This is a genomic window from Sulfitobacter sp. SH22 (assembly GCF_965641905.1).
Taxonomy (GTDB): Bacteria; Pseudomonadota; Alphaproteobacteria; order Rhodobacterales; family Rhodobacteraceae; genus Sulfitobacter.
In genome coordinates this window covers 1,917,412-1,943,878 of the sequence record NZ_OZ282573.1, presented here as the reverse complement: position 1 = coordinate 1,943,878, position 26,467 = coordinate 1,917,412, and the positions used below count along the sequence as shown (strand labels likewise).

Genomic DNA, 26,467 nt, shown 5'->3' with positions numbered 1-26,467 from the left:
TTGTAATGATCCCGGTTCGCGGCTTTAACGTTAGGCTTTCCCGCTCATGATCCTCGGGACATCGCGCAGTTTGGCATTGTGGGATTTGATCCAATCAACCGTTTGATCGGCGGGCATCGGATGTGCGATGCCGTATCCCTGAACATGATCGCAGCCAAGTTGGGCAAGGATTACATGTTCTCCGACGGTTTCGACACCCTCGGCCAATGTTTCGACCCCAAGGCGTTCAGCCATCGTAAGAATGGCGCTGATCATGCGTTGCTGTTCTGGATCCCGGTCGGCTTTCATCACAAAGGAGCGGTCGATCTTGATGCGATTAACGCCAAAGCGCCGGATAGAGGTGATAGAGGCATGGCCTGTGCCAAAATCGTCCAGATCAATGCGGCAGCCCAATTCGCCAAGCGCATTTATGTTGCGAGTGATCATATCGTCAGGTGCGCTTGCCACGACTGTCTCCAGAACCTCGATCGCCAGTCTGGCAGGGGTCAGGTCAAAACGATCCAGTTCCCAGCAGATTTTCTTGATCAGCAGTGGATTGCTCAGTTCGGAACCGGCGAAGTTCACGCCGATTTGGGGTACGTGCAGCCCTGCATCATCCCAAGACTGAACGGCTGAAAATGCGTGAAACATCATAACGTCCGCCAGCCGTTCAAGGAGGTCGGCCTGTTCCAGCGCGGGCAGGAAATCCGATGGCAGCAGCGTGCCGCGGGTCGGGTGGGACCATCTCGCCAAGGCTTCGAAACCACTGATCTGGCCGGTCTCCGTCGATATTTGGGGTTGGAACCACGGCATGATCTGGCCGTTTTCCAATGCGCTTGCGACCTCATCAATCAATGCTGCAAAATCGGCAGTTGGGGTCACCATTCGGTCAGTAAAGGCGCGAATGCCCGATGGTCCGTGGCGCGTCGCTTCTTTCAATGCCGTGGCGGCGGCAGCAAGCCAGCCTTCGCCGCTTGGTGCAGGTGAACGTGTATGTTGGCAAAATCCGACGGAAACAGAGGCGTAGATGACTGTTCCATCAATCGAAATTGGTTCTTCAGAGACCCGCTGCAACCGGGCGGCCATCTGGATGCACAGTTCGAGGTCAAGGTGCCGTACGGGGTCAAGGCAGACACCAAAGGTCACGTCATCGATTTTCCCCACGCTGTCCTTGTCCCGCAGGGCCGCGATCAGCCGTTCTGAAATTTCCGTTTGAACCTGATCGGCCGCAGATTTTCCAAAGCGGTCCTGCAATTCTGCAAAATCCTCAATCTCGAATAGAAAGACCGCTGATTTCCAGCCGAATTCGGACGTTTTCTGAAGTACCTGGGTTGCCAAGTCGTTGAAAGCATTGGTCTGCAACAGGCCAGTCACCCCTTCGCGGGCGAGCAAAAGCTGGTTCGTTGTGCCGTAAAATCCGCCCAGGCAAAGATACGCGATGGGAATGGCGATCGCGCAAATCAGTAAGGCCCCTTCGCCGCCGAACCAATAGGTAGAGAGGCAAAGCGCGGGCACAAACGCCAAGGCGGGCGGGCCAGTCATGACGTTTGAAATATTGCGCCCCAAGTGAAGAAGCTTTGTCTGCAAACTGCGCGCCATCGTCTAACCCCCATCTGACGCAGGATCCGCGCCTTTGGGGATATGCCTAAGGGCTTTGACGTATCAAACAGGTTAATGTTCCTGTTTTCTTCCGGCCTATTTAAAGAAGATTAGCAGAAATTCCGCTATTTGTTTCTAGTCAAAGCGGCGAAATCGAACAGCTTCGGGTCCAGCAGATGCGAGGGGCGTGCGTTCATAAGCGCCCTGAACATGACTTGCCGACGGCCAGGGCTGTTTGCCTCCCAACCGTCAAGAATCGCCTTGACCTGTTGGCGCTGCAACCCGTCTTGCGACCCGCAAAGATCGCAAGGAATAATGGGGTAATTCATCGCGTTGGAGAATTTTTCGCAGTCGGCTTCGGCGACATGCGCGAGGGGGCGATACACAAATACATCACCTTCTTCGTTCAGCAGCTTTGGCGGCATTGTTGCAAGGCGACCGCCGTGAAACAAATTCATGAAAAATGTCTCTAGAATGTCATCACGGTGATGGCCCAACACGACTGCGCTGCACCCTTCTTCGCGTGCGATGCGGTACAAGTGACCACGGCGCAACCGGCTGCACAGCGCGCAAAATGTCCGGCCGGCAGGGATTTTATCCATCACAACCGAATAGGTGTCTTGGTATTCAATCCGATGTTCGACGCCCATTTTCTCTAGAAATGCGGGCAAAACGGTTGCCGGAAAATTGGGCTGACCCTGATCCAGATTGCAGGCAAGCAGTTCGACAGGCAGCAATCCGCGCCATTTTAGCTCGTGCAGAATCGCAAGCAAGGTATAGCTGTCCTTGCCGCCTGACATGCAAACCAGCCATTTGGCCCCCGGTTCAATCATGCCATATTGTTCAATGGCCTCGCGGGTATACCGCACAAGCCGCTTGCGCAGTTTGCGAAACTCGGTGCTTTGGGGCGCACCGTAAAAAAGCGGGTGAATATCGTCAGGTTGATCCAGCATGGCTTTGGCTTAGTTCAACTGAATGCGCCGATCAAGCGGCGGTTTCACCAGCGGGGATGCCTTATTGAGTTTTAGCGTAATTTCCGGCTTTGTGGCGCGCCGATCCGCCCTGCGGGTGTGGCGGGGCCGATTGGCAGGGGGGGCACGAGCCGTTTAATCCGGAACGTTGTCGATGCCGCTGCTGCCCCAGGGATGGCAGCGCGCAATGCGGCGGATCGCCAGCCAGCCGCCTTTGATGCCGCCATGTTTGTTCAATGCCTCGAGCGCATAGGCGCTGCATGTCGGCTGAAACCGGCAGTTCTGACCCAGCCACGGGCTGAAAATCAAACGGTATGCCCGTACCGGAACAGCAAGAATGCGTGCGAGAACAGTCATTTCGTTTTGCCGTGCAGGATGTTCAGGGCTTTGGTCAGGTCGGCCTGTAATTGGGAAAAGGGCAGGGTGGCTGTGGCCCCTTGCCGCCCGACCAAGACATAATCCATGCCGTCGCGCCCCTGTTCGGGCAAGATCAGACGCGCGATTTCGCGCAGGCGGCGCTTGGCGCGGTTGCGGGCAACGGCGTTTCCGACCTTTTTAGAGCAGGTAAAGCCAACGCGTATTCCTTCGGCCTCGCCCTCGGGGCGTTTGCGCATCTGAAGGATGAAGCCAGGCATCGCCACGCGCGGCGATCTGGTGGCCCGCTGGAAATCCGGTCTGTTTTTAAGCGTAGTCAAACGCAAAGAAACCGCCGGATGCGTTTCCCTTGGGGTGGCTTCTGTGCCATCCATGGGTGCCTCCGACGGTGTCATATCTTGCAAGAACCGAAAGCGCGAATTACGCGCTCAGTTTGGCCCGGCCTTGTGCGCGGCGCGAGTTGATGATCTTACGGCCCGCTTTTGTTGCCATACGTGCACGAAAACCGTGGCGCCGCTTGCGCACAAGGTTTGAAGGTTGAAAGGTGCGTTTCATCGCTCCGACTCCACTTTAATACATAGGTTTGCACCAGATTCGGCGCATCACTGTCAATTCAAGACCTGCCTCTAAAGCTGCTAGGCTCGCAAGTCAAACCCTTGAGGCCGCTAATTTGGCTATGCTGCAATAAAAACAGTAAATATCGCGGCCGAGTGTTTCAATTCAGTGCCATATCCCTGGTTTTCTGCAACATACAGGGGGGCTGCGATCAAGCACCCGTGATGCCCCTATCTGCCCGCGGCACAATGGCCCATCTATAAGAGAGCAAGGGCCACCGGACTATCGCCCGAATATGGAAAGCATAAAGATTAATGGCAGATCAGAACCAAAACAGGCCTGTATGGCTCAGATATCTGCCTATGATCGCCATCGTGCTGGTCGCGGTTGCGGGGTTTTTCACATTGCGCGATTATCTGAGCTTTGAAACTCTGCGCGACAACCGTGAGGCGCTGATCGCGTTTCGGGATGCGAATTATCTGCTGACTGTGATTGGATTTATTGCCGCTTATATCTTGATCGTGGGGTTTTCGCTGCCCGGCGCGGGGATCGCGACCATCACCGGTGGGTTCTTGTTTGGCACCCTGTTCGGGGTGATCTTTAGTGTGACAGGGGCCACAATCGGTGCTGTGATGATCTTTCTGGCGGCGCGGCTGGGATTTGGGGAAAACCTCAAGGCGCGGATGGAGGCGTCGGATGGGATGGTGCGCAAGATCAAAGAGGGAATCGACAATAACCAATGGTCGATGTTGTTCTTTATCCGTCTGGTGCCTGCGGTGCCGTTTTTCGTGGCCAACCTGATTCCTGCGTTTCTGGGCGTGATGCTGTACCGTTTTGTGATCTCTACCTTTTTGGGGATCATCCCCGGATCGCTGGTCTATACGTCAGTCGGCGCAGGGCTGGGGACAGTGTTTGCTCGTGGTGAGACGCCGAATTTCGGAATCATCTTCGAACCCTATATATTGTTCCCCCTCCTTGGCCTGTGCGCCTTGTCGCTTCTTCCCGTCATGATCAAAGCCGTTACCGGCAAAAAGGGACTGCTGAAATGAACCGCATCAAAACCGACCTGTTGATCATTGGCGCTGGCTCTGGCGGGCTGTCTATCGCTGCGGGGGCATCGCAAATGGGGGCGGATGTCGTGCTGCTTGAGGGGCATAAAATGGGCGGTGACTGCCTTAACTATGGCTGTGTCCCGTCCAAGGCGCTGATTGCAACCGGAAAAGCGGCTTATGGCCAGCGCCATTCGGCGCAATTCGGTGTGGCCGACGCCGCCGGAGAGGTGGATTACGCCGCTGCCAAAGACCACGTGGCCGATGTGATCGCGCAGATTGCGCCCGTCGACAGCCAGGAACGGTTCGAAGGCTTCGGGATCAAGGTGATCCGCGAATTCGGGCGCTTTATCTCGGAGGACGAGGTTCAGGCGGGCGATACGATCATCAAGGCGCGGCGTATCGTGATCGCGACGGGGTCATCGCCCCTGGTGCCGCCCATTCCGGGGCTGGACACAACCCCGCATGAAACGAATGAAACGCTGTTTGATCTGCGCGAAAAGCCCGCGCATCTGTTGATCATCGGGGGCGGTCCCATCGGTATGGAGATGGCGCAGGCGCATATTCGCATGGGCTGCAAGGTGACGGTCATTGAAGGGGACAAGGCGCTGGCCAAGGACGACCCCGAGATGGCCGCGGTCGTGTTGCAATCGCTCAAGGACGAAGGCGTGGAGATCGCGGAAGGCGCATTGGCCGCCGAGATTCGCGGCGATGTCGGTGCGATCGAGGTTGAGGCCAAGGACGGGCGCATCTTCAAAGGCTCGCATCTGTTGGTCGCGGTGGGGCGCAAGGCCAACACCGACAAGCTGGACCTTGAAAAGGCGGGCATTGAACCGATCCGGAACGGCATCAAGGTCGACGCATCCCTGCGCACGACCAACCGCAAGGTCTATGCCATCGGGGATGTGGCGGGCGGGCTGCAATTTACCCATGTTGCCGGTTATCACGCCGGTGTGGTGATCAGATCGCTGATGTTTGCGATTCCGTCCAAGGCCAAGACGGCGCATATTCCCTGGGCAACCTATACGGACCCTGAATTGTCGCAGGTCGGCCTGACCGAGGCGCAAGCCAAGGACGCACATGGCGACAAGGTCGAGGTCGTGCGTTTTCACTATAATCACAACGACCGTGCCATCGCTGAACGCAAAACCAAGGGGCTGATCAAGGTCATGGTCCTCAAGGGCCGTCCCGTGGGTGTCAGCATTGTCGGCTATCAGGCGGGCGAGCTGATCAATCTATGGGCATTGGCGCTGGCAAATAACATGAAAATGAGCCAGATTGCCGGCATGGTTGCACCGTATCCCACGATTGGCGAAGTCAACAAACGCGCAGCGGGTGCCTATTTCTCGCCGCGCTTGTTTGAAAGCGATATGGTCAAGACTGTTGTGCGCTTTGTGCAGCGTTTCATTCCCTAGAGCACGTCCAGAATGTTGAAATCCTTTTCAGGCCGGCTGCTTATCCTGACCACCATCTTTGTGATGCTGGCCGAAGTTCTGATTTTTGTGCCGACCATCGCGCGGTTTCGCGAAGAATATCTGATGAACCGTCTTGAACGGGCGCAGATCGCATCGTTGACCTTGCTGGCGAATGACATGATCGATCCCGCGCTCGAGGCTGAATTGCTTAGAACGGCCGAGGTTTTCAACGTGGTGTTGCGGCGGGACGAGGTGCGGCAACTGGTGCTGTCCTCCCCCATGCCGCAATCCATTCTCAAGACCTATGATCTGCGTGACGCCTCTGCGCTGACGCTGATCAAGGATGCGTTCATGCAGCTGGCCGACACGCAAGACGGGGTGATCCGCGTGATTGGCGCGCCGGTTCAGGATGCCGGGTCACTGATCGAAATTACCATGCAAACGGTGCCCCTGCGCGATGCCATGGTCGATTACGGCTTTCGGATCTTGCTGCTGTCTGCCGTGATTTCGATCATCACCGCGACTTTGCTGTTCATCGCGTTGCGGGATTTGTTGCTGAAACCGATCAAAAGCGTGGTGGGCCATATGCAGAACTATGCGCTGGCCCCCGAAGACGCGCGGCGCATTATTGCGCCATCGGCCGATGTGACCGAAGTCCGCGAGGCCGAAGAGGCGTTGATGAAGCTTGAGACAGAGCTGACCCAAGCCTTGCGTCAAAAGGAACGGCTGGCGCAACTGGGGCAGGCGGTCAGCAAGATCAGCCATGATTTGCGTAATATCCTGACCACCGCGCAACTGTTCACTGACCGGATAGAGATGTCGGAGGACCCGAGCGTAAAGCGGATGGCCCCCAAGCTGGTCAGTTCGATCACGCGGGCCGTGCATCTATGCGAATCGACGCTGGCCTTTGGCAAAGCCGAGGAGCCCAGCCCGACATTGACGGTCGTGGCACTGGATCACATCGTCCAAGACGTCGTGGACAGCGAAAGCCTTGCCGTGGACGGGGCGGGGATCGAATTTGTGCTGAATGTCCCCAAAGACCTGCAAATACGGGCCGACCCCGAACAAATGTTCCGCGTGCTGGCCAATCTGGTTCGCAATGCACGCCAAGCCATTGTTGCCACAGGGCATGGCGGAGAGATCCGCGTGATGGCCAGCGACCACCCCAAAAGCTGGGTGATCGAGGTGCAGGATAACGGACCCGGCCTGCCTGCCAAGGCGCAAGAGCATCTGTTCACCGCATTCCGGGGCGGGGCGCGCAAGGGCGGCTCCGGTCTTGGACTTGCGATTGCCGCCGAATTGGTGCGCGGCCACGGTGGGACGCTAGAGTTGACGGAAACCGGTGCCACGGGGACGGTTTTCCGGATATGTCTGCCCAAAGGCGACGGTACTTTTTGAGCCAAATACAGGAAATTTCATTTCTTGCCAAACAAGGGGTTGCAAAGCTCTGCGCCCAGAACTAAACCGCGCCGTAGTGCACCCGTAGCTCAGCTGGATAGAGTACCTGACTACGAATCAGGGGGTCAGAGGTTCGAATCCTCTCGGGTGCACCATACTCCTCCAAGCGTGAATTTTGTCTTATCCAGCACGGCATATTGCCGTTTTGCGCGCGTTATGCGGCCGGGGTGTCTTGTTTGTCATAGCCGCGCAGGTCCAGCCGTTTGGCAGCAGACCTAAGCGCCGCAGCAAGCAGCGCTGGCCCGACACCTGTTTTCTGGCCTGCACGAAACAGCAGCGCGATGTCACGGTTGGCAAAGGGCAGATCTAGCGGCTTGATCACCACCTCTTCGCGGTAGATTGCCTGGCGGCGGGCGAAAAGTTCGGGGATCACCGCCACACCGGTGCCTGTGGCCGCCATCAGCAAAATCGAATCAAGGCTGGTCCCTTCGTAGTCATCGGAAACCACACCGCCGATATCTGCCGCCAGCGCATAGACGATGCGCGACAATCTGTGACTGTTGTCCAAAGTCAGCAGCAACCGTCCTGCAAGGGTCTCGGCTGTTGCGGCGTCCTGGCTGGCCAGCGGATCATCGACCGCCACAGCGACCCAAAGGCTTTCGTTGAACAGGCGCTCCTGATGGGTGTTGGGGTGATCTTCGGGGGTGGAGATGATTGCATCAAACCGGCCGCTGCGCAGGCCTTGTTCCAGATCGCGGGTGTTTTCTTCGCGCACGACAATGCGCAGGTCGGGTTGCTGGTGGTGAATTTCCTTGACCACTTGCGGTAATAGATAGGGGCCGATGGACGGCAAGACGCCAAGGCGCAAACGCCCCGAAAACGGCGCGTCGCTTGTCATCGCCTGACGCAGGTCCTGAACCTCGGCCAGAATCTTTTGGGCGCGTGCGACAAATTCCTCGCCCTTGCTGGTGATCTGCACACCGCCACGGCTGCGCTCAAACAGACGGATGCCCAATTCGTCCTCGACCGCCGCGATCTGGGCCGACAGGCTGGGCTGGCTGACATTCAAAAGATCAGCGGCCAGCCCGAACCTGCCCAGACGTTGGACCGTCACAATATATTCAAGCTGGCGAAGTGTTGGGCGCATAGCATAGTTTGATACTATGAAATACTTTGTTAGCAAGTATTTTTATTACCTATCGCTGTCTGCGAAAGCCCCATGACATTCTGATTGGAGCAGACACATGCACAGCATCTTCGATACACTCTTGGGCAACCTTTTGGTCCCGACCATCCTGTTTTTCGTTCTGGGTCTGATTGCAGCCTTTGCACGAAGCGATCTGTCAATTCCGGCAGGTGCGGCCAAATTCATGTCGCTGTATCTGCTTTTGGCGATTGGGTTCAAAGGCGGGAGCAGTCTGGCCACCTACGGGCTGCATGCAGATATGTTTGTGACCATCGGGATCGGGGTCGCGCTGTCATTCGTGATACCTTTCATCGCCTTTGGCCTGCTGCGCTCAATGACGCGGCTGGATACGATGAATGCAGCAGCGGTTGCGGGGCATTACGGGTCGATCTCGATCGTGACCTTTGTGGCGGCAAGTAGTTTGCTAGAGCTGACGGGCGTGGCATTCGATGGCTACATGATCGCCGTGGCCGCCGCGATGGAGGTGCCGGCCATCTTGTCCGCACTCTGGATCGCCAACAAGTTCTCGGGCGAGGGCAAGGCGGGCCCCGGTCTTTACCGCGAGCTGTTGGCGAACGGGTCAATCGTGCTGCTGGTCGGTGCCTTTGCCATCGGTGCGCTGACCGGCGATCAGGGGATGACGATGATCGCCCCCTTTGTGGTCACACCGTTCACCGGCATCTTGTGTCTGTTTCTGCTGGATATGGGTCTGAATGCCGGGCGCAGTGTGATCGCCAACCGGCATCTTCTGACCACGGGCCTGTTCGCTTTTGGCATGCTGATGCCGCTGATCGGTGCCATCCTCGCTTGGGCGCTGGGCGCGGCGGTTGGTTTGCAACAAGGCAGCTTGTTCCTGCTTATGGTGCTGTCGGCATCGGCATCCTATATCGCGGTGCCTGCTGCCATGCGGATCGCCCTGCCCAAGGCAGAGGCGGGGATTTACCTGACCCTGTCGCTGGGCGTGACCTTTCCGTTCAACATCACAATCGGGTTGCCCGTCTATCTATGGCTGGCGCAGCTTTGAAACTGACAGGTGGGGGTGGGGCATCCAAAGCCTGCCCCACCCTAATTGCTGCGAAAGATCTTTGATTCGCCGATCATTTGCTCAAGCGCGGCGATACGTTCGGCGCTTTGATCGGAACTGCGCGATTGCACCTCGGCAACCAAGGCTTCGATCAGGAAATTGATCGCAAGGGTCGAATCCCAGCTTGAGGGGACCTCGACCATCGCGCGGAAACAGAACCGCGCGTATTTTTCGATCGGCGACCCCCATGCGTCTGTGAAAAGGACAATGCTGGCCCCCTGTTTGACGGCAAGATTGGCCAGCTTTTCCAGCTCTTTCTCGTAGCGGCGAATGTCAAAGATCACCAAGACCGCACCTGCATCCATATCCAGCAAGGACTGCGGCCAGACGCTTGGCGACGAATCCAGCAATGTCACTTGGGGGCGGATGATTTGCAGGTGGTTGAAAAAGTAATGCGCGTTGGACCGCGTGATGCGCCCGCCCAACAAATACAGGCGATGCGCAGGGTCGGACAGCAGTTCGGCCACCTGGTCGAATTCGGTCAGGTCCAGACGGTCAAGGGTGCGGTTGATGTTGTCGGACACCGCTTCGATAAAACGCGACACGATATGATCGCGGCTGTCGGACGGGGGGGCTGCGTCAAGCTTGGCAAGCGGTTGCTTCATCCGCGCGCCGATTTCCTCGCGGATGGCGTCTTGCATATCCGAGAACCCGTCAAAGCCCAGCTTGCGCGCCAATCGGATAATCGTTGGCGACGACACCTCGGCACATTCGGCCAAACGGTTGATGGATTGCAGCCCGGTCAGCAATGAATCGTCAAGCAGAACGGCCGACAGCTTCCGCTCCGCAGCGGTTAACTCTGTCTGCTTTTCTTTGAGCAAATCGCGGACCAGTGCTTTTTTGTGCAAAGGCTGTTCCTTTCGGTACAGAGTTTCAGTTTGTGAAGCAAAGGTTACAGAAAAATTCTTGACTTGCTAGAAAAATCTGTAGTGATGGTGGCAAGCCAAGGGGGTATTTTCGGTTTGAACAGCGATTGGACGGCAGTGCAGGTGACAAACGGCAGCGGGCGGGGGCCTGTATTGCTGATCTGCGAACATGCGTCCGATTTCATCCCCCAAGACTTTGATCTGGGGCTTAGCCCGGCTGCGCAGGCCTCCCATGCGGCGTGGGATATCGGAGCGCTTGATGTGGCGGTTGCGCTGTCGGGGATGCTGGACGCTCCATTGGTGGCAGGCGGAATTTCGCGGTTGGTCTATGATTGCAACCGACCTTTGACCGCGCCCGATTGCATTCCGGCCCGCAGCGAAGTTTTTGACATTCCGGGGAACGCAAACCTGTCGGATCAGGAAAAGCAAAGCCGCTTTGACCGCGTGCACACGCCGTTTCACGATGCGGTGGACGAATTGCGCAGACAGGCAGCGCCGCAGTTGGTCGTGACCATTCACAGCTTTACCCCGATTTACAACGGGACCAAGCGTGACGTTGAATTGGGTTTCCTGTTTCACAGCGACCCGACCACAGCACAAGCATTGCTGACCCAAGAGCAGCTCAACGGCACCTACCGGGCCGCGTTGAACGAACCTTATGCCGCCACGGATGGCGTGACCTATTCGCTCCAGAAACATGGCGAAGCGCATGGGATACCTGCGGTGATGATCGAAATTCGAAACGACCTGATCGACACGGGCGATACGGCCCATGCCATGGCGCAACATCTGAATGAAGTGTTGCGCGCCGCGTTTCCCACCCTTTTTCAAGAGGCATCGGAATGAAGGCGATGCGTAAATATATCTCGCTGGTGGATGGCTTTAACTATGGGTTGGGCCGGATCGCGATGTACGGCATTTTCGTCCTGATGGGCATTTTGCTGTGGTCCTCCTACAATAAAACCTTTGCATCACCGCAACTGTGGACGCTGGAAATGGCGCAGTTTGTGATGGTGGGCTATTACATTCTGGGTGGTCCCTATGCGCTGCAAATGGGGTCGAATGTGCGGATGGATCTGTTCTATGCCGAACTTACCCCGCGCAAGAAAGCCTGGACGGACACCATTACCGTTATGTTTTTGCTGGTCTATCTGGTGATCCTGCTGTGGGGCGGCATCGAATCCACGCTGTATTCCTTTAAATATGGGGGTGAACGCAGCCCGACGGCGTGGCGTCCCTATATGTGGCCGGTCAAGGTGACCATGTGCATCGGTATTTTCCTGATGCTGCTCCAAGCTGTCTCTGAATTGTTCAAAGACATCCTTTTCCTCAAATCCGGTGAGGACACACGTGATGCCCTATGAACTGATCGCCATATTGATGTTTTCGACGATGATGCTGATGCTGCTGACGGGGCAGCGGGTGTTCGGTGCCATCGGCTTTGTCGCGGTGATGGCTGCGCTGTTTTTGTGGGGCGACCGGGGTGGCTATGACATCGGGTTTTCCGCCGCGATCAAGCTGATGCGCTGGTATCCGTTGCTGACGCTGCCGATGTTTATCTTCATGGGCTATGTGCTGTCCGAATCCAAAATCGCGGATGATCTGTACAAGATGTTCCACGTCTGGATGGGTGGCCTGCGCGGTGGTCTGGCGATCGGGACGATCGGCCTGATGGTGCTGATTTCCGCGATGAACGGTCTGTCTGTTGCAGGCATGGCGATCGGGGCCACGATTGCGCTGCCCGAATTGCTGAAACGGAATTATGACAAGCTGATGGTGACCGGTGTCATTCAGGCCGGGTCCAGTTTGGGCATCCTTGTGCCGCCGTCGGTGGTGCTGGTGCTTTACGCAATGATCGCGCGGCAACCGGTCGGGCAGTTGTGGCTGGCCGGTGCCATTCCGGGCCTGATGATGGCGACGATGTTCATCATCTACATCGCCATCCGCTGCCGGTTGAACCCTGAGCTTGGGCCTGCCTTGTCCGCAGAAGAACGCGATGTCGGCTGGCCGGAAAAGCTGCGCCTGTTGCGTGCCGGGCTGCTGCCTGTGGTGATCTTTGCCGTGATGATGGTGCCGTTCGTGAACGGCTGGACCTCGCTGGTGGAAAGTTCGGCCATCGGGGCAATCGCGGCGTTTCTGGCGGCTGTGCTGAAAGGCCGGATGACACGTCAGGTGTTCGAGACATCCGTGCGACAGACCCTTGCGATCACCTGCATGTTCATGTGGATCATCCTTGCGGCGCTGGCCTTTGGTGCCGTGTTTGACGGGCTGGGCGCGGTCAAGGCGATCGAGAGCCTGTTCACCGAACAATGGGGCCTGAACCCTTGGGTGATCCTGATCCTGATGCAACTGTCCTTCTTGGTCATGGGCACGTTTCTGGATGATACGGCGATGCTGGTTATCGTGGCCCCGCTTTATGTGCCGCTGGTCGGTGCGTTGGGGTTCGATCTGGTGTGGTATGGTGTGCTTTATACGATCACCTGCCAGATCGCCTATATGACCCCGCCGTTCGGCTATAACCTGTTCTTGATGCGCGCGATGGCCCCGCCCGAGATCACGATCACGGATATCTACCGGTCGATCATTCCATTCGTGGGCGTGATGGTGCTGGCCTTGGCTGTTGTGATGCTGTTCCCGCAGATCGCACTTTGGCTGCCCAACTATGTCTACGGCAATTAACCGAAATAACCACCACGTGGCCGGATGAACCGGCCCTTCAAACCCGAAACCCAACAAGGAGTATGTCAGATGACAACCAGACGTAAGTTTCTCAAGGGGGCCGCAATCGCTGGTCCCGCAGCCCTTGCCACCCCGTCGATCCTGCACGCGCAGGAAACGATCCGCTGGCGCTTTCAGACCTATGCCGGTGCGGCCCTTGGTGAAGAAGTAACAAAACCCGCCATCGATGCGATCAACGCGGCCTGCCAGGGCCAACTTGAGATCGAACTGTTCTATGCCGACCAGATCGTTCCAACGGGCGAATTGTTCCAGGCGCTTCAGCGCGGCACCATCGACGGTGTGCATTCGGACGACGATTCGATGGCCTCCCCGACACCTGTGCGGTCCTTTGGCGGGTATTTCCCGTTGGCGACCAAACACGCGTTGGATGTGCCTGTGCTGTTCAACCAATACGGTCTGGCTGACATCTGGCGCGAAGAATACGCCAAGGTCGGCGTGCATTGGCTGTCTGCTGCGGGTCAAGATCCGTGCAACTTCAACACGGTCAAGCCGATCAGATCGCTGGCCGATATGGACGGGCTGAAACTCTATACCTTCCCGACGGCGGGTCGGTTCCTGTCTCAGTTTGGCGTTGTTCCGGTGAACATCCCCTACGAGGACGCCGAAGTTGCCGTTCAAACAGGCGAACTGGACGGTATGGCGTGGTCGGGCATCACCGAAGACTACACCGTGGGTTGGGCCGATGTGACCAACTATTTCTGCACCAACAACATTTCGGGTGCATGGATCGGGTCGTTCTTTGTGAACGCCGAAAAATGGGCAGAACTGCCGGATCACCTGAAACAGATCGTGTCTTCGGCGATCGAGGCAAGCCACACCTACCGCAACCAGTGGTATTGGGGCGGCGAAGCGCGTCTGCGCGCGTCTGGCGAAAAGCTGGAACTGACATCCGTTCCGCAGGAAGAATGGAAAACCGTTGAAGAAGCGGCGGTTAAGTTCTGGGACGAGATGGCTGAAGAAGGCGAAACAGCTGCGAAAATCGTTCAGATTTTCCGTGACTATAATAATGTGACGTCGAAAGCGGGTCCGCCCTATACCTTCGGCTGATCGCTGGTCCGACACAGATCAAAAGGGGCGGCGCGTTTGTGCCGCCCTCACACATGCAAAAGGAACGTCTGCACATGGGCAACTTAACATTCGATACGCTCAGGGAAATGGCCGATAACGGCGAGGTCGACACCGTCTTGGTGGCCCTTGTCGATATGCAGGGCCGCCTGATGGGCAAGCGTTTTCACGTGACCAATTTCATCGACCATTCCCACACGGAAACCCATTGCTGCAACTATTTGCTGGCCACCGATCTGGTGATGTCCACGCCCGAAGGCTTTGCATCTACCAGTTGGCAAACCGGCTATGGCGACTATGTCTTGCGCCCCGATATGTCGACGATGCGCCAGGTGCCGTGGCTGGATAAAACCGTTCTGGTGCTGGGCGATGTACTTGATCACCACACCCACGAACCTGTGCCCCATTCCCCGCGTTCGATGCTGAAAAAGCAGATTGCGCGGCTTGATGCCTTGGGCTTTGACGCGATGATGGCGACCGAGCTTGAATTCTTTTTGTTCGAGGGCGATTACCGCACCCTCCAGAAAGAAAAATACGCAAACCTTGTGCCGTTGAATGGTCATAACGAAGATTACTGCCTGTTCCAGACCACCAAGGAAGAAGCTTTCCTGCAACCCTTGCGCAACCATCTGGTGGCTGCGGGCGTGCCGATTGAATGCACCAAAGGCGAGGCCGAAACCGGCCAGCAAGAGTTGAACATCCGCTATGCCGATGCCCTTGATTGCGCCGATAACCACACGATTTCGAAACAGGCGATCAAGGAAATCGCCTTTCAGCAGGGCTTTTCGGCGTCGTTCCTACCGAAATGGGCGGCGGATAAGGTCGGGTCCTCCAGCCACGTGCATATGTCGCTGTGGAAAGACGGCACACCTGCGTTTTTCGACAAGGATGCCAAGCTGGGCATGTCCGGGCTGATGGGGCATTTCATGGCTGGGCTGATCAAATACGCGCCCGACATCACCTATTTTCTGGCCCCCTATATCAACAGCTACAAACGCTTTGCCAAAGGCACATTTGCGCCCACGAAAACGGTGTGGTCCGTTGATAACCGCACCGCCGGTTTCCGGCTGTGTGGCGATGGCACCAAGGGCATTCGCGTTGAATGTCGCATCGGCGGGTCGGACCTGAACCCCTATCTGGCGCAGGCGGTTTTGCTGGCGGCGGGCCTGAAGGGGATCGAGGAAAAGCTGCCCCTGCAAGAGCCCACAATGGGGGATGCCTATGAAGACGCAAGCGTGACCGAAATTCCGCGCACCTTGCGGGCTGCAACCGAAACCTTGCGCAACTCTGCCATGCTGCGCGAGGCCCTTGGCGACGATGTGGTTGACCATTACACCCGCGCAGCCGAATGGGAGCAGGAGGAATACGACAAGGTCGTAACCGACTGGGAAATCAACCGCGGATTTGAGCGAGCATAAGCAATGACAAAGACCCTGAAATGTATCTCACCGATTGACGGATCGGTTTATCTGGAACGCCCTGTCCTGTCGCTGGAGGCTGCCCGTGACGTATGTGCACAGGCGAAATCGGCGCAGACCTTGTGGGCGGCACGCCCGCTGGCTGAACGCGTTGATCTGGTGCGCGCCGCCGTCGCCGAAGTGGGCAAAACGACCGACCGCATGGCGGTTGAACTGGCCCATCAGATGGGCCGCCCAGTGCGCTATGGCGGGGAATTCGGCGGGTTCAACGAACGCGCCAGCTATATGGCCGACATCGCGGAGCAGGCGCTGGCTCCGATGATTATCGAAGACAGCGAAAAAGCCACCCGCAAGATCACCCGTGAGCCGCGCGGCGTTGTGCTGGTCGTGGCCCCGTGGAACTATCCTTACATGACGGCGATCAACACCGTTGCCCCTGCCTTGATCGCGGGCAATACGGTTGTGCTGAAACACGCCACGCAAACCTTGCAGGTGGGCGAACGTCTGGCCGAAGCGTTTCATGCGGCGGGCATTCCGGAGGATGTATTCCAGAACGTGTTTCTGGATCACGACACCACATCGGCGCTGATCGCTGAACGCCAGTTCGGTTTCGTCAACTTCACCGGCTCGGTCGGGGGCGGCAAGGCGATGGAAATTGCAGCAGCCGGCACATTCACACCTGTCGCGACCGAACTGGGCGGCAAAGACCCCGGTTACGTGCGTGCCGATGCCAATGTGGATGCGGCGGTTGACGGGTTGATGGACGGCGCGATGTTCAACGCGGGGCAATGCTGCTGCGGGATTGAACGGATTTATGTACACGAAAGCCTGTATGATGCCTTTGTCGAAAAAGCTGTGGCTTGGGTGAATGCCCTGAAGCTTGGCAACCCGCTGGAACAGGAAACCACCATCGGGCCGATGGCCAACGTGCGCTTTGCCGCCGAAGTGCGCGCCCAGATCGCCGAAGCTGTGGCCGATGGCGCAACTGCACTGATCGAACCCTTTGCCGAAGATGACGGTGCCGCCTATCTGACGCCGCAAATCCTGACGAACGTAACCCACAACATGCGCGTCATGCGCGACGAAAGTTTCGGTCCCGTGGTTGGCATCATGCCGGTCAAGGATGACGCCGAGGCGATTGCGTTGATGAACGATTGCCAGTTCGGTCTGACGGCTGCGATTTTCACCAAGGATGCAGATGCCGCTGACGCCATCGGTGCGCAGTTGGAAACCGGCACGGTCTTCATGAACCGCTGTGATTACCTTGATCCGGCGCTGTGCTGGACGGGCTGCAAAGACACCGGCCAGGGCACAGGATTGTCCGTGCTGGGCTTTCAGGCGCTGACGCGTCCCAAATCTTACCACCTTAAAAAGGCTTGATCCTATGGAGCTGAAAAACAACTGGTCCTACCCCACCGCGATGCGTTTTGGTGCGGGCCGTATTTCTGAGATCGGCAAGGCCTGCGAGGCCGCCGGCATCAAGAAACCGCTGCTTGTCACCGACAAGGGGCTGGCATCGATGGCCATCACCACCAAGACGCTCGATCTGCTCGAGGCTGCTGGCTTTGGCCGGGCCATGTTCTCCGAAGTGGATGCGAACCCGACCGAAATCAACCTTGCCGCGGGGCTTCAGGTGTACCGTGACGGCGGTCATGACGGCGTAATCGCCTTTGGCGGCGGGTCGGGCCTTGATCTGGGCAAGATGGTTGCATTCATGGCGGGCCAGACACGCCCCGTTTGGGATTACGAGGATGTCGGCGACTGGTGGACCCGCGCCGATGCAGATGCCATCGCGCCGATCATCGCCGTGCCGACCACGGCTGGCACCGGATCGGAAGTCGGCCGCGCATCGGTGCTGACCAATTCTGAAACCCATGTGAAAAAGATCATCTTCCACCCCAAGGTTCTGCCAACGGTCGTGATCTGCGACCCCGAACTGACGGTCGGGATGCCCAAACACATCACCGCAGGCACAGGTCTTGATGCCTTTGCCCATTGTGTCGAGGCATTTAGCAGCCCGTTTTACCACCCGATGAGCCAGGGTATCGCGCTAGAAGGCATGCGTCTGGTCATTGACTATCTGCCCCGCGCCTATGCGGATGGCACCGATATCGAGGCGCGCGCGCAGATGATGTCAGCCGCCGCGATGGGGGCAACGGCATTTCAAAAGGGTCTCGGCGCGATCCATGCGATGAGCCATCCCGTCGGCGCGGTCTTCAACACCCACCACGGGACCACCAACGCGGTGTGCATGCCTGCGGTGCTGGACCTGAACGAACCGATGATCCGCGAACGGTTCGACCGTGCGGCTGGATACCTGCGTATTGACGGCGGCTATGACGGGTTCCGCAGCTTTGTTCAGGATTTCAACGACAGCTTTGCCATTCCGCGCAAACTGTCTGAAATGGGCGTGACCGCTGATCGCATGGATGATCTGGTCGCCATGGCACTGGAAGACCCGTCTTGCGGCGGCAACCCCGTCACCTTGACCACGGAAAACCTGCGCAAGCTGTTCGAGGCGACCATCTAAGCGGGTCTGAAACCACACATGCCCCGATAGATGTCTCTATCGGGGCATGTGGGCCGGAGTGTCATTGCCAGCCCTGGACGAGGTAAGCCCGCTGGCAGATGTGCTTAGGCGTCTTTGGCCGCCAAAGTGCCGATCTTGACGGCGCGGGTTACTTCCTTGCCTTTGTGCAAGATCACCACATCCGCCGTTTGATCGGGGTCCGTGTCCGCCACGGCGCGGGTCAGATCGCGCAATTCGTCGATCGCGGTGCCGTTGAAGGACAAGATGATATCCCCCTTTTCAAGGCCGGCTTTCTTGGCCGGGCTTTCGTCGCTCACCGCTTCGATCACCGCACCTTTGGGAACGTCATAGCCCAAGACCTGTGCGACTTCTTGTGTCATCGGGCGGATTTGCACCCCGAGCCAGCCGCGTGTGATGGTGCCGTCATCGGCCAGATCGGCGACGATGTTTTGCACCAGATCGGAGGGCACGGAAAACCCGATGCCGACCGACCCGCCACCCGGCGACAGGATCGCAGTATTGACGCCAATCACTTCGCCAGCGTTGTTGAACAGCGGCCCCCCCGAATTGCCACGGTTGATCGCCGCATCGGTCTGGATGAAATCATCATAGGGGCCCGCGTTGATATTGCGCGATTTGGCCGACACTATGCCAGTGGTCACGGTGCCCCCCAGACCAAAGGGGTTGCCCATCGCCACGACTTCATCGCCCACGCGCATGTTTTCAGACGATCCGAATTTGACGGCAGGCAGATCAACATCGGCTTCGATTTTCAGCAGGGCAATGTCGGTCATCGGATCGCTGCCGACGACTTTTGCCTCAAAGCTGCGCCCGTCCGACAGTTTTACGGTGACCTTGTCCGCACCTTCGACCACGTGGTTATTTGTCACGATCTGCCCGTCGGTCGAAATGATAAAGCCCGAGCCAAGACCCTGAACAGGCTGCGCCTCGGCACCTTGGCCGGGCATCATCTGTTCAAACCGCTTGCGCAATTCTTCGGGCATACCTTGGGGCATTTCCATCTGGACGGGGGATTTCGCGGTTGTGCCAGAGACTTCGATAAACACCACCGAAGGGGATATCGTTTCAACCAGATCGGCATAGCCACCCGCCGGAACGGCCAGTGCAGATGTCGGGGCAATCGCCACCAAAGAGGTCGACGCCAAGGCAGCGGCCAATACAAATGGCATCGCGCGGCGGGGGGATTTCATAATAGATGTCATGTTTGCTTCCTTGCATCATCGGTATGACACCCAAATGGCAGCCCGTTGTTACAGGGCGTTTTTGCCCCATATACAAATCTGTAAGATTGCTGTGCAGGGCTGCCAGACGCCTGATTTTAGGCTATCGCCGTGTCATGGTTCATACGGAACGGATGAAATGAAACTGCTTGTAGTAGAAGACGATGCCACCACCGGCACCTATATCGCCCGCGGCCTGCGCGAAGAGGGGCACAGTGTTGATCTGGTGACGGACGGGCGCGAAGGCCTGTTTCAGGCGACATCGGGCAGCTATGACGTGCTCATCATCGACCGGATGCTGCCAGAGGTGGACGGGCTGACGCTTGTCAAGACCTTGCGCGGCGCGGGCAATACCACGCCGGTGTTGTTTTTGACGGCGATGGGCAACGTCGATGACCGGATCAGCGGGTTAAATGCGGGCGGCGATGATTATCTGGTCAAGCCCTTTGCCTTTGGCGAATTATCTGCGCGGGTCGCGGCGCTGGCGCGTCGGCCCCAAGCGATCGAACAGGAAACCGTTCTGCGGGCTGGGGACCTTGAAATGCATCTGATCACCCGCAAGGTCACGCGGGGCGGTCAGGAAATTGATCTGCTGCCGCGCGAATTTGCCCTGCTGGAACACCTGCTGCGCCGCAAGGGCAGGGTCCAGACCCGCACCATGCTGCTTGAGGCCGTCTGGGACATCAGTTTCGATCCCATGACCAATGTGGTCGAAACCCACATCAGCCGGCTGCGGGCCAAGGTGGATAAACCCTTTGACCGCGAACTGATCCAGACCGTGCGCGGCGCGGGCTACAGGATGGATGCATGAGGGGGCGCATCCGGCAGCTTTGGCGGTCGATGCCGGTTCGGTTGGCACTGTTACTGGTGCTGCTGTTTTCCACCGTGAGCCTGATCAGTCTTCTGGCCAGCTATGCGGTGACCCGCAATTCGTTTGAAACCGCGATCCGCGCCGATCTGGAACAAGACATCGCAGGGTTTCGGGCCGCGCCCAATTCGCGGGCTGTGGCCTTGTTGGTGGATGCTGAATCGCGCGGCACCGATCCGGGCCGCGTGATCCTGAGCTATATCACCCCGAACGGGCAGATCTTTGGCAACGGGGCCATCGCGCGGGACGACGAAGGTTATCATATCGTGTCGCTCGCCAAGAGCCGGACAGAATATGACGGCGATTATCTGTCCCTGACAATCCGGCTTTATGGCGGGCAGTTGACCGTTGCACGCAGCCTTGCCCAGATCGAGGCCTTGCGGGTCGTGTTCTTTAACATCCTGTTGCTGAGCCTGTTGCCGACGATCCTGATCGCCTTGTCGGGTGGGCTGTATCTGGCGCGGCGCAGCAAACGCCACGTCGAGGTGATTGGCGGCACATTGGATGATCTGACCAACGGCGATCTGACTGCACGGGTGACCATGGGGCCCCGCTGGGCGGATGATCTGGTGCGGATTGGCGACAAGGTAAACCAGATGGCCGGTGCCCAAGAGGCACAGACCCAGATGTTGCGGCAGGTGTCGTCGGATATTGCCCACGATCTGAAAACGCCGATCCAGCGGGTTGCCGTGTATCTGGATGATATGGCCCGCACCGTTCCCTCTGCATCGGACGAAGGCGCGTTGCTGGGCAAGGCACAGGACGAGGTCGCGGGGATTGCATCGGTGTTTCAATCGTTGTTGCAGATTGCATCGGTCGAATCCGGTTCACCCAAGGCGCATTTCAAACCCGTCAATCTGAACCAGCTTTGCGAGACGATGACCGAGGTCTATGAACCCGCCGCCGCCGCCAAGGGGCAGTCGCTTGTCTGTGCGGTGCCTGATAAGATGGTACAGGTGGTGGGCGACAAGAACCTTCTTGGGCAAGTGCTGGCAAATCTGGTTGAAAACGCCATGCGCCATACCCCCGAAGGCAGCAAGATTACCGTAACGCTTGCGCAAAACGCGGGCCGCGCGATTGTGGAAATCGCCGATAACGGCCCCGGCATCCCGGCAGCCGAGCGCGAAAAGGTGGTGCGCCGGCTTTACCGTCTGGACCGCAGCAGAAATACCCCCGGCAATGGCCTAGGGCTTAGTCTGGTGGAAGGGGTGGTGAAACTGCACGGCGGTCATCTGTCATTGCTCGACAACGCGCCGGGGCTCAGGGTCAGGATCGAATTCCAAATACATAGTCCTGCGGCTATTTGATGCTGTGACACGACCCATATTTCGCTGCGGGGCCAGTTTATCCGGCTGGATTGGTGGAAGATCGTCTTTACCCCGTCCTTCGCCACCCGTTTGCTGCACATGGTGCTTGCGGCCTATCTGACCACAGGGCTTGTGGTGGGGGCAGTGGGGGCATCAACATCCTTGAACACCAGCCCGCAAAAGTCATGGCAATGGAAAGCCACTTTGACAGCCCCCCGCTGATCCTGTTCGGCATCCCGAACCGGGTGGCTCTTTGCGATCTGTGTGCTGAGCGTTCTGGCGCTTGGCATTGCCGCCCATGCGATCCGGCCGGAGATTGTGCCGTAACGCAAGGTAACGGCGCTGAACCGAAATGGGCCAGATGTGGGGGTTGCAAAACCGCAAAACCTCTGGCCCTTTTGCGGTCAAACCTGTCGTTCGACCCAGCCAAGGAATACCCCCATGCGCGCCATGCAAGTCACCGCCTATGACCAGCCGCTTCAATTGCAAGAACTGGAGATACCGGTGCCCGGCCCCGGCGAGGTCTTGGTCAAGGTTGAAACCTGCGGTCTGAACTTTGGGGATCTGTTGCTGATCAAGGGGACCTATCAGGAAAAGCCGGCTTTGCCCTTTACCCTCGGGATGGAACTGGCGGGTACTGTGACTGCCTTGGGCGCGGGCGTCGATGGGTTGGAAACCGGGCAGCGCATCGCGGCGTACAGCGGGTTTCACGGGCTGGCGGACTATGCCGTGGTGCCTGCCGATATCTGCGTTGCCATTCCAGACGAGATGAACGCGGTTGATGCCGCTGCCTTTCTGATTGCCTATGGCACCAGCCATGTGGCGTTGGACTATAAGGCGCGTTTGCAACCCGGCGAACGGCTGCTGGTGCTGGGCGCATCGGGTGGGGTGGGTCTGACGGCGGTCGAGCTGGGCAAGCTGATGGGAGCCGAGGTGATCGCCTGTGCCCGTGGCCAGGCCAAGCTGGATATCTGCCGCGCGGCAGGGGCCGACCACCTGATCGATTCCGAGGTTGATGATATCCGCGAGATCGTCAAAGCGCTGGGCGGGGCCGATGTGGTGTATGACCCGATTGGCGGCGACCTGTTCAAAGCTGCGATGCGTGCATGCAACCCTGAAGCGCGGTTGCTGCCGTTGGGGTTTGCATCAGGCGAGGTGCCGCAGATCCCTGCCAATATCGTGATGGTCAAGAACCTGAATGTCTTGGGGCTGTTCTGGGGCGGCTACAAAAAGTTCAAACCCAAAGTGCTGACCGACAGCTTTCGGGCGCTGATCGACTGGTATGTTGCGGGCAAGCTGAAACCCCATGTCAGTCATGTCCTGCCGCTAGAGCAGGCGAACGAGGCGTTGGAACTGCTGCGCAGCCGCAAGGCAACCGGCAAGGTCGTGGTGCGCGTTTCGGATTAACCGCCGCGCATCGGTTGGTTGCGCAGGGATGCGCGGGCCTTTTGACGCTCGCGCAGGAACACGAACAGGCCCGACCCCAGGATCAATCCGATGCCGACCCAGACCTCCCAGACCGGCAGGTCACCAAAGATCACCAGCCCCCAGAACACGGCCAGCGGCAGGCCGATATATTCAAACGGCGCGACTGTGGCCGCATCTGCGATGCGGTAGGCCTGGCTTAGGCAATAGCCGATAACGGCAGCATTCAGGCCAAGGCCCAGAAACACCCAGATGTCCCCCCTTGCTGGCCAAACCCAAGCCCGCAGCAGAAACTGCATCGATGGCGCGCTGGCGTCATTTGTAAAACGGCCATCGCCTGCGATCAGGAAAAACCCGATCGACACGATCAGGAACGTGCCTTGGATATAAATCGCCAAGGCCGATGCCTTGCTGCGCACACCCAGCTTGCGGGTCATCAACTGGTTCAGCGCATAGGTGAGCGCCGACACGACGGGCAGCAACAGCACAAGCCGCGAGGCTTGCAGGCTTTCTACCGATGCCCAAGGGCGCTGCATGATCACCACACCGGCAAAGCCGACGGCCACAGCCCCCAAGCGCATGATGCCGACCTTTTCCCCCAGAATCGGGATCGACAGCAGCGTGATGAACAGCGGGGCGACAAAGAACAGGGCGGTCGCGTCCGCCAGGGGCAGGGCGGCCAGCGCCAGAAAAAACGTCATATTGGCGATCACCACCAGCAACCCGCGCAGCAAATGCCAATGCCACTGCGAGGTTTTTAGAATGCGCCATCCCCCTTCGAGCTGGACCAGGCCGAGGCCGAAAAGAATACCGATAAAGGCGCGCGCAAAGACGATCTCGTGCAGGGGATAGCCGCCCGACAATTGCTTGATCAGCATGTCGTTGATCGAAATCGCAAACACGCCTGCAAAGATAAAGGCGATGGCTGCGCCGGATTTGTTATGTGCATTTGCATTCATATTGCATGACCTATCAGCTATCCGCATCCTGTCCAGCGTGTTTCCACCTTGGCGCGGGCATATTACCTGCGTTAGGCTTGCAGAAATATCGCCCCTCAGGAGGACACCCCGATGCAAATGTCAGACACCCGCCAGATCGCTGCCACCCCCGAAGAGGTTTACGCAGCCCTGCTAGACCCCGACATGCTGATCAAATGTGTGCCGGGTGCCACCGAAGTCACCGGATCACCCGAAGCCGGCTATGAGGCGACGGTGGTGCAAAAGGTCGGGCCGGTGAAGGCCACATTCAAAGGGCAGGTGACCATGTCGGACATGGTGCCGGGGCAATCCATCAAGATCAGCGGCGAAGGCAAGGGCGGGGCTGCGGGCTTTGCCAAGGGCGGGGCGGATGTCAGGCTGGTGGCCAAGGATGGCGGCACCGAACTGAGCTATGACGTCGAGGCCAAGATCGGTGGAAAACTGGCGCAGCTTGGCAGCCGCATCATCGACGGCTTTGCCAAGAAAATGGCGGATCAGTTTTTCAACAACCTGCAAGAAACCCTTGAGGGGCCAGCCGATGCCGAGGCCGCGACGGGTGACGAAGCTGCCGCCGATGCGCCCAAAAAGAAGGGCTGGTTCGGGCGGGAAAAGTCCTGAACCGACCCCCTGTTAACTTGGCCTCATTCAGTCTAGTTTCCGGCAAAATAAACCGGAGGCCTTGATGCCAGATATTGTTGAAATCCAAGACCTGCGCAAAGCATATGGCGACGGGTTCGAGGCCCTCAAAGGGGTCAGTCTGAACATCAGGCAGGGCGAGATTCTGGCCCTGCTTGGCCCCAATGGCGCTGGCAAAACCACATTGATCTCAACCGTTTGCGGTATCACCACTGCGACCGGCGGGTCGGTCAAAGTGGGCGGGCATGACACGATTACCGATTACCGCGCAGCACGGTCAATGATCGGTCTGGTTCCCCAGGAAATCAACCTTGAACCGTTCGAGACCGTGATGAACACCGTCCGCTTTTCGCGCGGCCTGTTTGGCAAACCCAAAAATAACGCTGCGTTGGAAAAGATCCTCAGGCAGCTGTCGCTTTGGGATAAGAAAGACACCCAGATACGGGCCTTGTCCGGGGGGATGAAACGGCGCGTTCTGATCGCCAAGGCGCTGTCTCATGAACCGCGGGTGCTGTTTCTGGACGAGCCGACCGCCGGCGTTGACGTCGAATTGCGCCGCGACATGTGGGAGATCGTGGCAAATCTCAAGGCGGATGGGGTGACCATTATCCTGACCACCCACTACATCGAAGAGGCCGAAGCGATTGCAGACCGGATCGGTGTGATTGCCAAGGGTGAATTGCTGCTGGTCGAAGACAAAGACAAGCTGATGGCGCGCATGGGCAAGAAGCAACTTACCGTGCAACTGTCCAAGCCGATTGACGCGTTGCCCGCCAGCCTGACATCCGATGCGCTGGTTCTGTCGCCGGGCGGGGACAGTCTGATCTATACCTATGACACGCGCGCCGAACGGACGGGCATCACCAAACTGCTGTCCGATGTGGCCGCTGCGGGTCTGGTCCTGACCGATATCGAGACATCGCAAAGCAGTCTGGAAGACATTTTCGTGGATCTGGTAAAGGAGGATGCAGCATGAACTGGATCGCTGTTTCATCCATCTATAAATTCGAGATGGCCCGCTTTTTCCGCACGATCACGCAAAGCTTTGTGTCGCCGGTATTGTCGACCTCGTTGTATTTCGTCGTCTTTGGCGCGGCCATCGGCAGCCGCATCCAAGAGGTCGAGGGGATCAGCTATGGCGCGTTCATCGTGCCGGGCCTGATCATGCTGAGCGTCATCACCCAGTCGATTTCGAACGCGTCCTTTGGCATCTATTTCCCCAAATTCATCGGCACGGTTTTCGAACTGCTCTCCGCGCCGGTGAACTTTATCGAGATCGTGCTGGGCTATGTCGGTGCTGCCGCGACCAAGGCGCTGTTTATCGGGGTCATCATCCTGGCCACCGCGTTCTTTTTCGTTGATATCACCATTCAGCATCCGGTCTGGATGGTGCTGTTTCTGGTGCTGACCTGTATCAGCTTTTCCCTGTTCGGCTTCATCATCGGGATTTGGGCAGGCAGTTTCGAACAGCTGCAACTGGTGCCGCTGTTGATCATCACCCCCCTCGTTTTCCTTGGCGGGTCGTTTTATTCGATCTCGATGTTGCCGCCCGTGTGGCAGGTGATTTCGCACTTTAACCCTGTGGTTTACCTGATCTCGGGGTTCCGGTGGTCGTTTTTTGGCGCTGCCGATGTGCCGATTTTGACCAGCCTTTTCGCGATTGCAGGGTTCACTGCGCTATGTTTGGCCGTGATCTGGTGGATTTTCCGGACCGGCTGGCGCATTCGGCAATAAGTATCTTGGCAACTGCCTTGTTTGAGAACGATGGGCGCTCTACATGCAAA

General features: G+C 57.9%; 26 protein-coding genes, 1 tRNA gene and 1 pseudogene. 19 read left to right on the top strand and 9 right to left on the bottom strand.

Annotation, left to right across the window (positions count from 1 at the left end):
- Positions 1-30: 30 nt before the first annotated feature.
- The 5 genes from ACSQ13_RS11545 to rpmH all read right to left on the bottom strand — a co-directional run bounded on the left by ACSQ13_RS11545 (position 31) and on the right by rpmH (position 3,479).
- The gene (locus ACSQ13_RS11545) at positions 31-1,578 is read right to left on the bottom strand and encodes a putative bifunctional diguanylate cyclase/phosphodiesterase (protein WP_295509895.1); all 1,548 of its coding nucleotides are present in this window, start codon (positions 1,576-1,578) and stop codon (positions 31-33) included.
- Between the two features lie 125 nt (positions 1,579-1,703).
- Positions 1,704-2,531: a tRNA 2-thiocytidine(32) synthetase TtcA gene (gene ttcA, locus ACSQ13_RS11540; RefSeq protein ID WP_176250619.1), complete on the bottom strand. Its 828-nt coding sequence runs from the start codon at positions 2,529-2,531 to the stop codon at positions 1,704-1,706.
- 153 nt (positions 2,532-2,684) lie between these two features.
- Positions 2,685-2,906 (bottom strand): membrane protein insertion efficiency factor YidD, encoded by a 222-nt coding sequence (gene yidD, locus ACSQ13_RS11535; protein ID WP_176250618.1) that lies wholly within the window; start codon positions 2,904-2,906, stop codon positions 2,685-2,687.
- Positions 2,903-3,298 carry a ribonuclease P protein component gene (gene rnpA / locus ACSQ13_RS11530; protein ID WP_176250617.1) on the bottom strand — a complete coding sequence of 132 codons (396 nt, stop codon included), beginning with the start codon at positions 3,296-3,298 and terminating at the stop codon, positions 2,903-2,905. Before rnpA ends, yidD begins: the two co-directional genes overlap by 4 nt.
- A 46-nt stretch (positions 3,299-3,344) precedes the next feature.
- A complete protein-coding gene (rpmH, locus tag ACSQ13_RS11525; protein ID WP_008228036.1) occupies positions 3,345-3,479 on the bottom strand; it encodes a 50S ribosomal protein L34 in 135 nt (44 codons plus the stop codon).
- A 314-nt stretch (positions 3,480-3,793) separates the two neighbouring features.
- Here rpmH and ACSQ13_RS11520 point away from each other — a divergent pair, with 314 nt between their 5' ends.
- From ACSQ13_RS11520 to ACSQ13_RS11505, 4 genes are all read left to right on the top strand, one after another.
- On the top strand, positions 3,794-4,528 hold the full coding sequence (locus ACSQ13_RS11520) for a TVP38/TMEM64 family protein (protein ID WP_176250616.1): 735 nt from the start codon (positions 3,794-3,796) through the stop codon (positions 4,526-4,528).
- Positions 4,525-5,943: a dihydrolipoyl dehydrogenase family protein gene (locus ACSQ13_RS11515; protein ID WP_295509885.1), complete on the top strand. Its 1,419-nt coding sequence runs from the start codon at positions 4,525-4,527 to the stop codon at positions 5,941-5,943. The genes ACSQ13_RS11520 and ACSQ13_RS11515 overlap by 4 nt, the downstream gene beginning before the upstream one ends.
- 12 nt (positions 5,944-5,955) lie before the next feature.
- The gene (locus tag ACSQ13_RS11510) at positions 5,956-7,341 is read left to right on the top strand and encodes a sensor histidine kinase (RefSeq protein ID WP_176250614.1); all 1,386 of its coding nucleotides are present in this window, start codon (positions 5,956-5,958) and stop codon (positions 7,339-7,341) included.
- A 78-nt stretch (positions 7,342-7,419) separates the two neighbouring features.
- A tRNA-Arg gene (locus ACSQ13_RS11505) sits at positions 7,420-7,496 on the top strand.
- A gap of 59 nt (positions 7,497-7,555) precedes the next feature.
- Here ACSQ13_RS11505 and ACSQ13_RS11500 read toward each other — a convergent pair.
- Entirely contained in the window at positions 7,556-8,488 is a 933-nt protein-coding gene (locus tag ACSQ13_RS11500; RefSeq protein ID WP_176250613.1) for a hydrogen peroxide-inducible genes activator, read from the bottom strand.
- Between the two features lie 97 nt (positions 8,489-8,585).
- On the opposite strand from ACSQ13_RS11500, the gene ACSQ13_RS11495 reads away from it, so the two are divergent.
- Positions 8,586-9,551 (top strand): sodium-dependent bicarbonate transport family permease, encoded by a 966-nt coding sequence (locus ACSQ13_RS11495; RefSeq protein ID WP_176250612.1) that lies wholly within the window; start codon positions 8,586-8,588, stop codon positions 9,549-9,551.
- Positions 9,552-9,592: 41 nt separating this feature from the next.
- On the opposite strand, the gene ACSQ13_RS11490 is transcribed toward ACSQ13_RS11495, so the two are convergent.
- The gene (locus tag ACSQ13_RS11490; RefSeq protein WP_176250611.1) at positions 9,593-10,459 is read right to left on the bottom strand and encodes a MurR/RpiR family transcriptional regulator; all 867 of its coding nucleotides are present in this window, start codon (positions 10,457-10,459) and stop codon (positions 9,593-9,595) included.
- Between the two features lie 114 nt (positions 10,460-10,573).
- On the opposite strand from ACSQ13_RS11490, the gene ACSQ13_RS11485 reads away from it, so the two are divergent.
- The 7 genes from ACSQ13_RS11485 to ACSQ13_RS11455 all read left to right on the top strand — a co-directional run bounded on the left by ACSQ13_RS11485 (position 10,574) and on the right by ACSQ13_RS11455 (position 18,229).
- Complete coding sequence (locus tag ACSQ13_RS11485; RefSeq protein WP_295509879.1) at positions 10,574-11,323, top strand: N-formylglutamate amidohydrolase; 750 nt, start codon at positions 10,574-10,576, stop codon at positions 11,321-11,323.
- A complete protein-coding gene (locus ACSQ13_RS11480) occupies positions 11,320-11,841 on the top strand; it encodes a TRAP transporter small permease subunit (protein WP_295509877.1) in 522 nt (173 codons plus the stop codon). Before ACSQ13_RS11485 ends, ACSQ13_RS11480 begins: the two co-directional genes overlap by 4 nt.
- Positions 11,831-13,156 carry a TRAP transporter large permease gene (locus tag ACSQ13_RS11475; protein ID WP_176250609.1) on the top strand — a complete coding sequence of 442 codons (1,326 nt, stop codon included), beginning with the start codon at positions 11,831-11,833 and terminating at the stop codon, positions 13,154-13,156. Before ACSQ13_RS11480 ends, ACSQ13_RS11475 begins: the two co-directional genes overlap by 11 nt.
- A gap of 69 nt (positions 13,157-13,225) precedes the next feature.
- Complete coding sequence (locus tag ACSQ13_RS11470; RefSeq protein WP_176250608.1) at positions 13,226-14,263, top strand: TRAP transporter substrate-binding protein; 1,038 nt, start codon at positions 13,226-13,228, stop codon at positions 14,261-14,263.
- Between the two features lie 74 nt (positions 14,264-14,337).
- Positions 14,338-15,699: a glutamine synthetase family protein gene (locus tag ACSQ13_RS11465; RefSeq protein ID WP_176250607.1), complete on the top strand. Its 1,362-nt coding sequence runs from the start codon at positions 14,338-14,340 to the stop codon at positions 15,697-15,699.
- 3 nt (positions 15,700-15,702) lie between these two features.
- Positions 15,703-17,079, top strand: coding sequence for an aldehyde dehydrogenase family protein (locus tag ACSQ13_RS11460; protein WP_295509873.1), 1,377 nt, complete (start codon positions 15,703-15,705; stop codon positions 17,077-17,079).
- Positions 17,080-17,083: 4 nt separating this feature from the next.
- Complete coding sequence (locus ACSQ13_RS11455) at positions 17,084-18,229, top strand: iron-containing alcohol dehydrogenase (RefSeq protein WP_176250605.1); 1,146 nt, start codon at positions 17,084-17,086, stop codon at positions 18,227-18,229.
- A 104-nt stretch (positions 18,230-18,333) separates the two neighbouring features.
- Here ACSQ13_RS11455 and ACSQ13_RS11450 read toward each other — a convergent pair whose 3' ends face one another.
- On the bottom strand, positions 18,334-19,452 hold the full coding sequence (locus ACSQ13_RS11450; protein ID WP_176250604.1) for a Do family serine endopeptidase: 1,119 nt from the start codon (positions 19,450-19,452) through the stop codon (positions 18,334-18,336).
- Positions 19,453-19,609: 157 nt separating this feature from the next.
- Here ACSQ13_RS11450 and ACSQ13_RS11445 point away from each other — a divergent pair, with 157 nt between their 5' ends.
- The 4 genes and pseudogenes from ACSQ13_RS11445 to ACSQ13_RS11430 all read left to right on the top strand — a co-directional run bounded on the left by ACSQ13_RS11445 (position 19,610) and on the right by ACSQ13_RS11430 (position 23,052).
- Entirely contained in the window at positions 19,610-20,281 is a 672-nt protein-coding gene (locus ACSQ13_RS11445; RefSeq protein ID WP_176250603.1) for a winged helix-turn-helix domain-containing protein, read from the top strand.
- Positions 20,278-21,645, top strand: a complete 1,368-nt coding sequence (locus tag ACSQ13_RS11440) for a sensor histidine kinase (protein ID WP_295509868.1) — start codon at positions 20,278-20,280, stop codon at positions 21,643-21,645. Before ACSQ13_RS11445 ends, ACSQ13_RS11440 begins: the two co-directional genes overlap by 4 nt.
- A 30-nt stretch (positions 21,646-21,675) precedes the next feature.
- Positions 21,676-21,890: pseudogene (locus tag ACSQ13_RS11435) on the top strand (cytochrome ubiquinol oxidase subunit I); the annotation flags it as partial.
- Positions 21,891-22,086: 196 nt separating this feature from the next.
- The gene (locus ACSQ13_RS11430; protein ID WP_295509866.1) at positions 22,087-23,052 is read left to right on the top strand and encodes an NADPH:quinone oxidoreductase family protein; all 966 of its coding nucleotides are present in this window, start codon (positions 22,087-22,089) and stop codon (positions 23,050-23,052) included.
- Here ACSQ13_RS11430 and ACSQ13_RS11425 read toward each other — a convergent pair.
- On the bottom strand, positions 23,049-24,029 hold the full coding sequence (locus ACSQ13_RS11425) for a DMT family transporter (protein WP_176250600.1): 981 nt from the start codon (positions 24,027-24,029) through the stop codon (positions 23,049-23,051). The two genes, ACSQ13_RS11430 and ACSQ13_RS11425, sit on opposite strands and share 4 nt — an antisense overlap.
- Positions 24,030-24,140: 111 nt before the next feature.
- Here ACSQ13_RS11425 and ACSQ13_RS11420 point away from each other — a divergent pair, with 111 nt between their 5' ends.
- The 3 genes from ACSQ13_RS11420 (at position 24,141) to ACSQ13_RS11410 (ending at position 26,417) form a co-directional block, all read left to right on the top strand.
- On the top strand, positions 24,141-24,665 hold the full coding sequence (locus ACSQ13_RS11420) for a CoxG family protein (RefSeq protein WP_176250599.1): 525 nt from the start codon (positions 24,141-24,143) through the stop codon (positions 24,663-24,665).
- A gap of 64 nt (positions 24,666-24,729) precedes the next feature.
- Complete coding sequence (locus ACSQ13_RS11415) at positions 24,730-25,659, top strand: ABC transporter ATP-binding protein (RefSeq protein WP_295509860.1); 930 nt, start codon at positions 24,730-24,732, stop codon at positions 25,657-25,659.
- Positions 25,656-26,417, top strand: coding sequence for an ABC transporter permease (locus tag ACSQ13_RS11410; protein ID WP_176250597.1), 762 nt, complete (start codon positions 25,656-25,658; stop codon positions 26,415-26,417). Before ACSQ13_RS11415 ends, ACSQ13_RS11410 begins: the two co-directional genes overlap by 4 nt.
- The last annotated feature ends 50 nt before the right edge of the window (positions 26,418-26,467 follow it).

What these genes read in the sequence shown, in the direction of transcription:
- ACSQ13_RS11545 (WP_295509895.1), bottom strand. Translation starts at nt 1,578, where the DNA reads ATGGCGCGCAGTTTGCAGACAAAGCTTCTTCACTTGGGGCGCAATATT.
- ttcA (WP_176250619.1), bottom strand. Translation starts at nt 2,531, where the DNA reads ATGCTGGATCAACCTGACGATATTCACCCGCTTTTTTACGGTGCGCCC.
- yidD (WP_176250618.1), bottom strand. Translation starts at nt 2,906, where the DNA reads ATGACTGTTCTCGCACGCATTCTTGCTGTTCCGGTACGGGCATACCGT.
- rnpA (WP_176250617.1), bottom strand. Translation starts at nt 3,298, where the DNA reads ATGGATGGCACAGAAGCCACCCCAAGGGAAACGCATCCGGCGGTTTCT.
- rpmH (WP_008228036.1), bottom strand. Translation starts at nt 3,479, where the DNA reads ATGAAACGCACCTTTCAACCTTCAAACCTTGTGCGCAAGCGGCGCCAC.
- ACSQ13_RS11520 (WP_176250616.1), top strand. Translation starts at nt 3,794, where the DNA reads ATGGCAGATCAGAACCAAAACAGGCCTGTATGGCTCAGATATCTGCCT.
- ACSQ13_RS11515 (WP_295509885.1), top strand. Translation starts at nt 4,525, where the DNA reads ATGAACCGCATCAAAACCGACCTGTTGATCATTGGCGCTGGCTCTGGC.
- ACSQ13_RS11510 (WP_176250614.1), top strand. Translation starts at nt 5,956, where the DNA reads ATGTTGAAATCCTTTTCAGGCCGGCTGCTTATCCTGACCACCATCTTT.
- ACSQ13_RS11500 (WP_176250613.1), bottom strand. Translation starts at nt 8,488, where the DNA reads ATGCGCCCAACACTTCGCCAGCTTGAATATATTGTGACGGTCCAACGT.
- ACSQ13_RS11495 (WP_176250612.1), top strand. Translation starts at nt 8,586, where the DNA reads ATGCACAGCATCTTCGATACACTCTTGGGCAACCTTTTGGTCCCGACC.
- ACSQ13_RS11480 (WP_295509877.1), top strand. Translation starts at nt 11,320, where the DNA reads ATGAAGGCGATGCGTAAATATATCTCGCTGGTGGATGGCTTTAACTAT.
- ACSQ13_RS11475 (WP_176250609.1), top strand. Translation starts at nt 11,831, where the DNA reads ATGCCCTATGAACTGATCGCCATATTGATGTTTTCGACGATGATGCTG.
- ACSQ13_RS11470 (WP_176250608.1), top strand. Translation starts at nt 13,226, where the DNA reads ATGACAACCAGACGTAAGTTTCTCAAGGGGGCCGCAATCGCTGGTCCC.
- ACSQ13_RS11465 (WP_176250607.1), top strand. Translation starts at nt 14,338, where the DNA reads ATGGGCAACTTAACATTCGATACGCTCAGGGAAATGGCCGATAACGGC.
- ACSQ13_RS11460 (WP_295509873.1), top strand. Translation starts at nt 15,703, where the DNA reads ATGACAAAGACCCTGAAATGTATCTCACCGATTGACGGATCGGTTTAT.
- ACSQ13_RS11455 (WP_176250605.1), top strand. Translation starts at nt 17,084, where the DNA reads ATGGAGCTGAAAAACAACTGGTCCTACCCCACCGCGATGCGTTTTGGT.
- ACSQ13_RS11450 (WP_176250604.1), bottom strand. Translation starts at nt 19,452, where the DNA reads ATGACATCTATTATGAAATCCCCCCGCCGCGCGATGCCATTTGTATTG.
- ACSQ13_RS11445 (WP_176250603.1), top strand. Translation starts at nt 19,610, where the DNA reads ATGAAACTGCTTGTAGTAGAAGACGATGCCACCACCGGCACCTATATC.
- ACSQ13_RS11440 (WP_295509868.1), top strand. Translation starts at nt 20,278, where the DNA reads ATGAGGGGGCGCATCCGGCAGCTTTGGCGGTCGATGCCGGTTCGGTTG.
- ACSQ13_RS11430 (WP_295509866.1), top strand. Translation starts at nt 22,087, where the DNA reads ATGCGCGCCATGCAAGTCACCGCCTATGACCAGCCGCTTCAATTGCAA.
- ACSQ13_RS11425 (WP_176250600.1), bottom strand. Translation starts at nt 24,029, where the DNA reads ATGAATGCAAATGCACATAACAAATCCGGCGCAGCCATCGCCTTTATC.
- ACSQ13_RS11420 (WP_176250599.1), top strand. Translation starts at nt 24,141, where the DNA reads ATGCAAATGTCAGACACCCGCCAGATCGCTGCCACCCCCGAAGAGGTT.
- ACSQ13_RS11415 (WP_295509860.1), top strand. Translation starts at nt 24,730, where the DNA reads ATGCCAGATATTGTTGAAATCCAAGACCTGCGCAAAGCATATGGCGAC.
- ACSQ13_RS11410 (WP_176250597.1), top strand. Translation starts at nt 25,656, where the DNA reads ATGAACTGGATCGCTGTTTCATCCATCTATAAATTCGAGATGGCCCGC.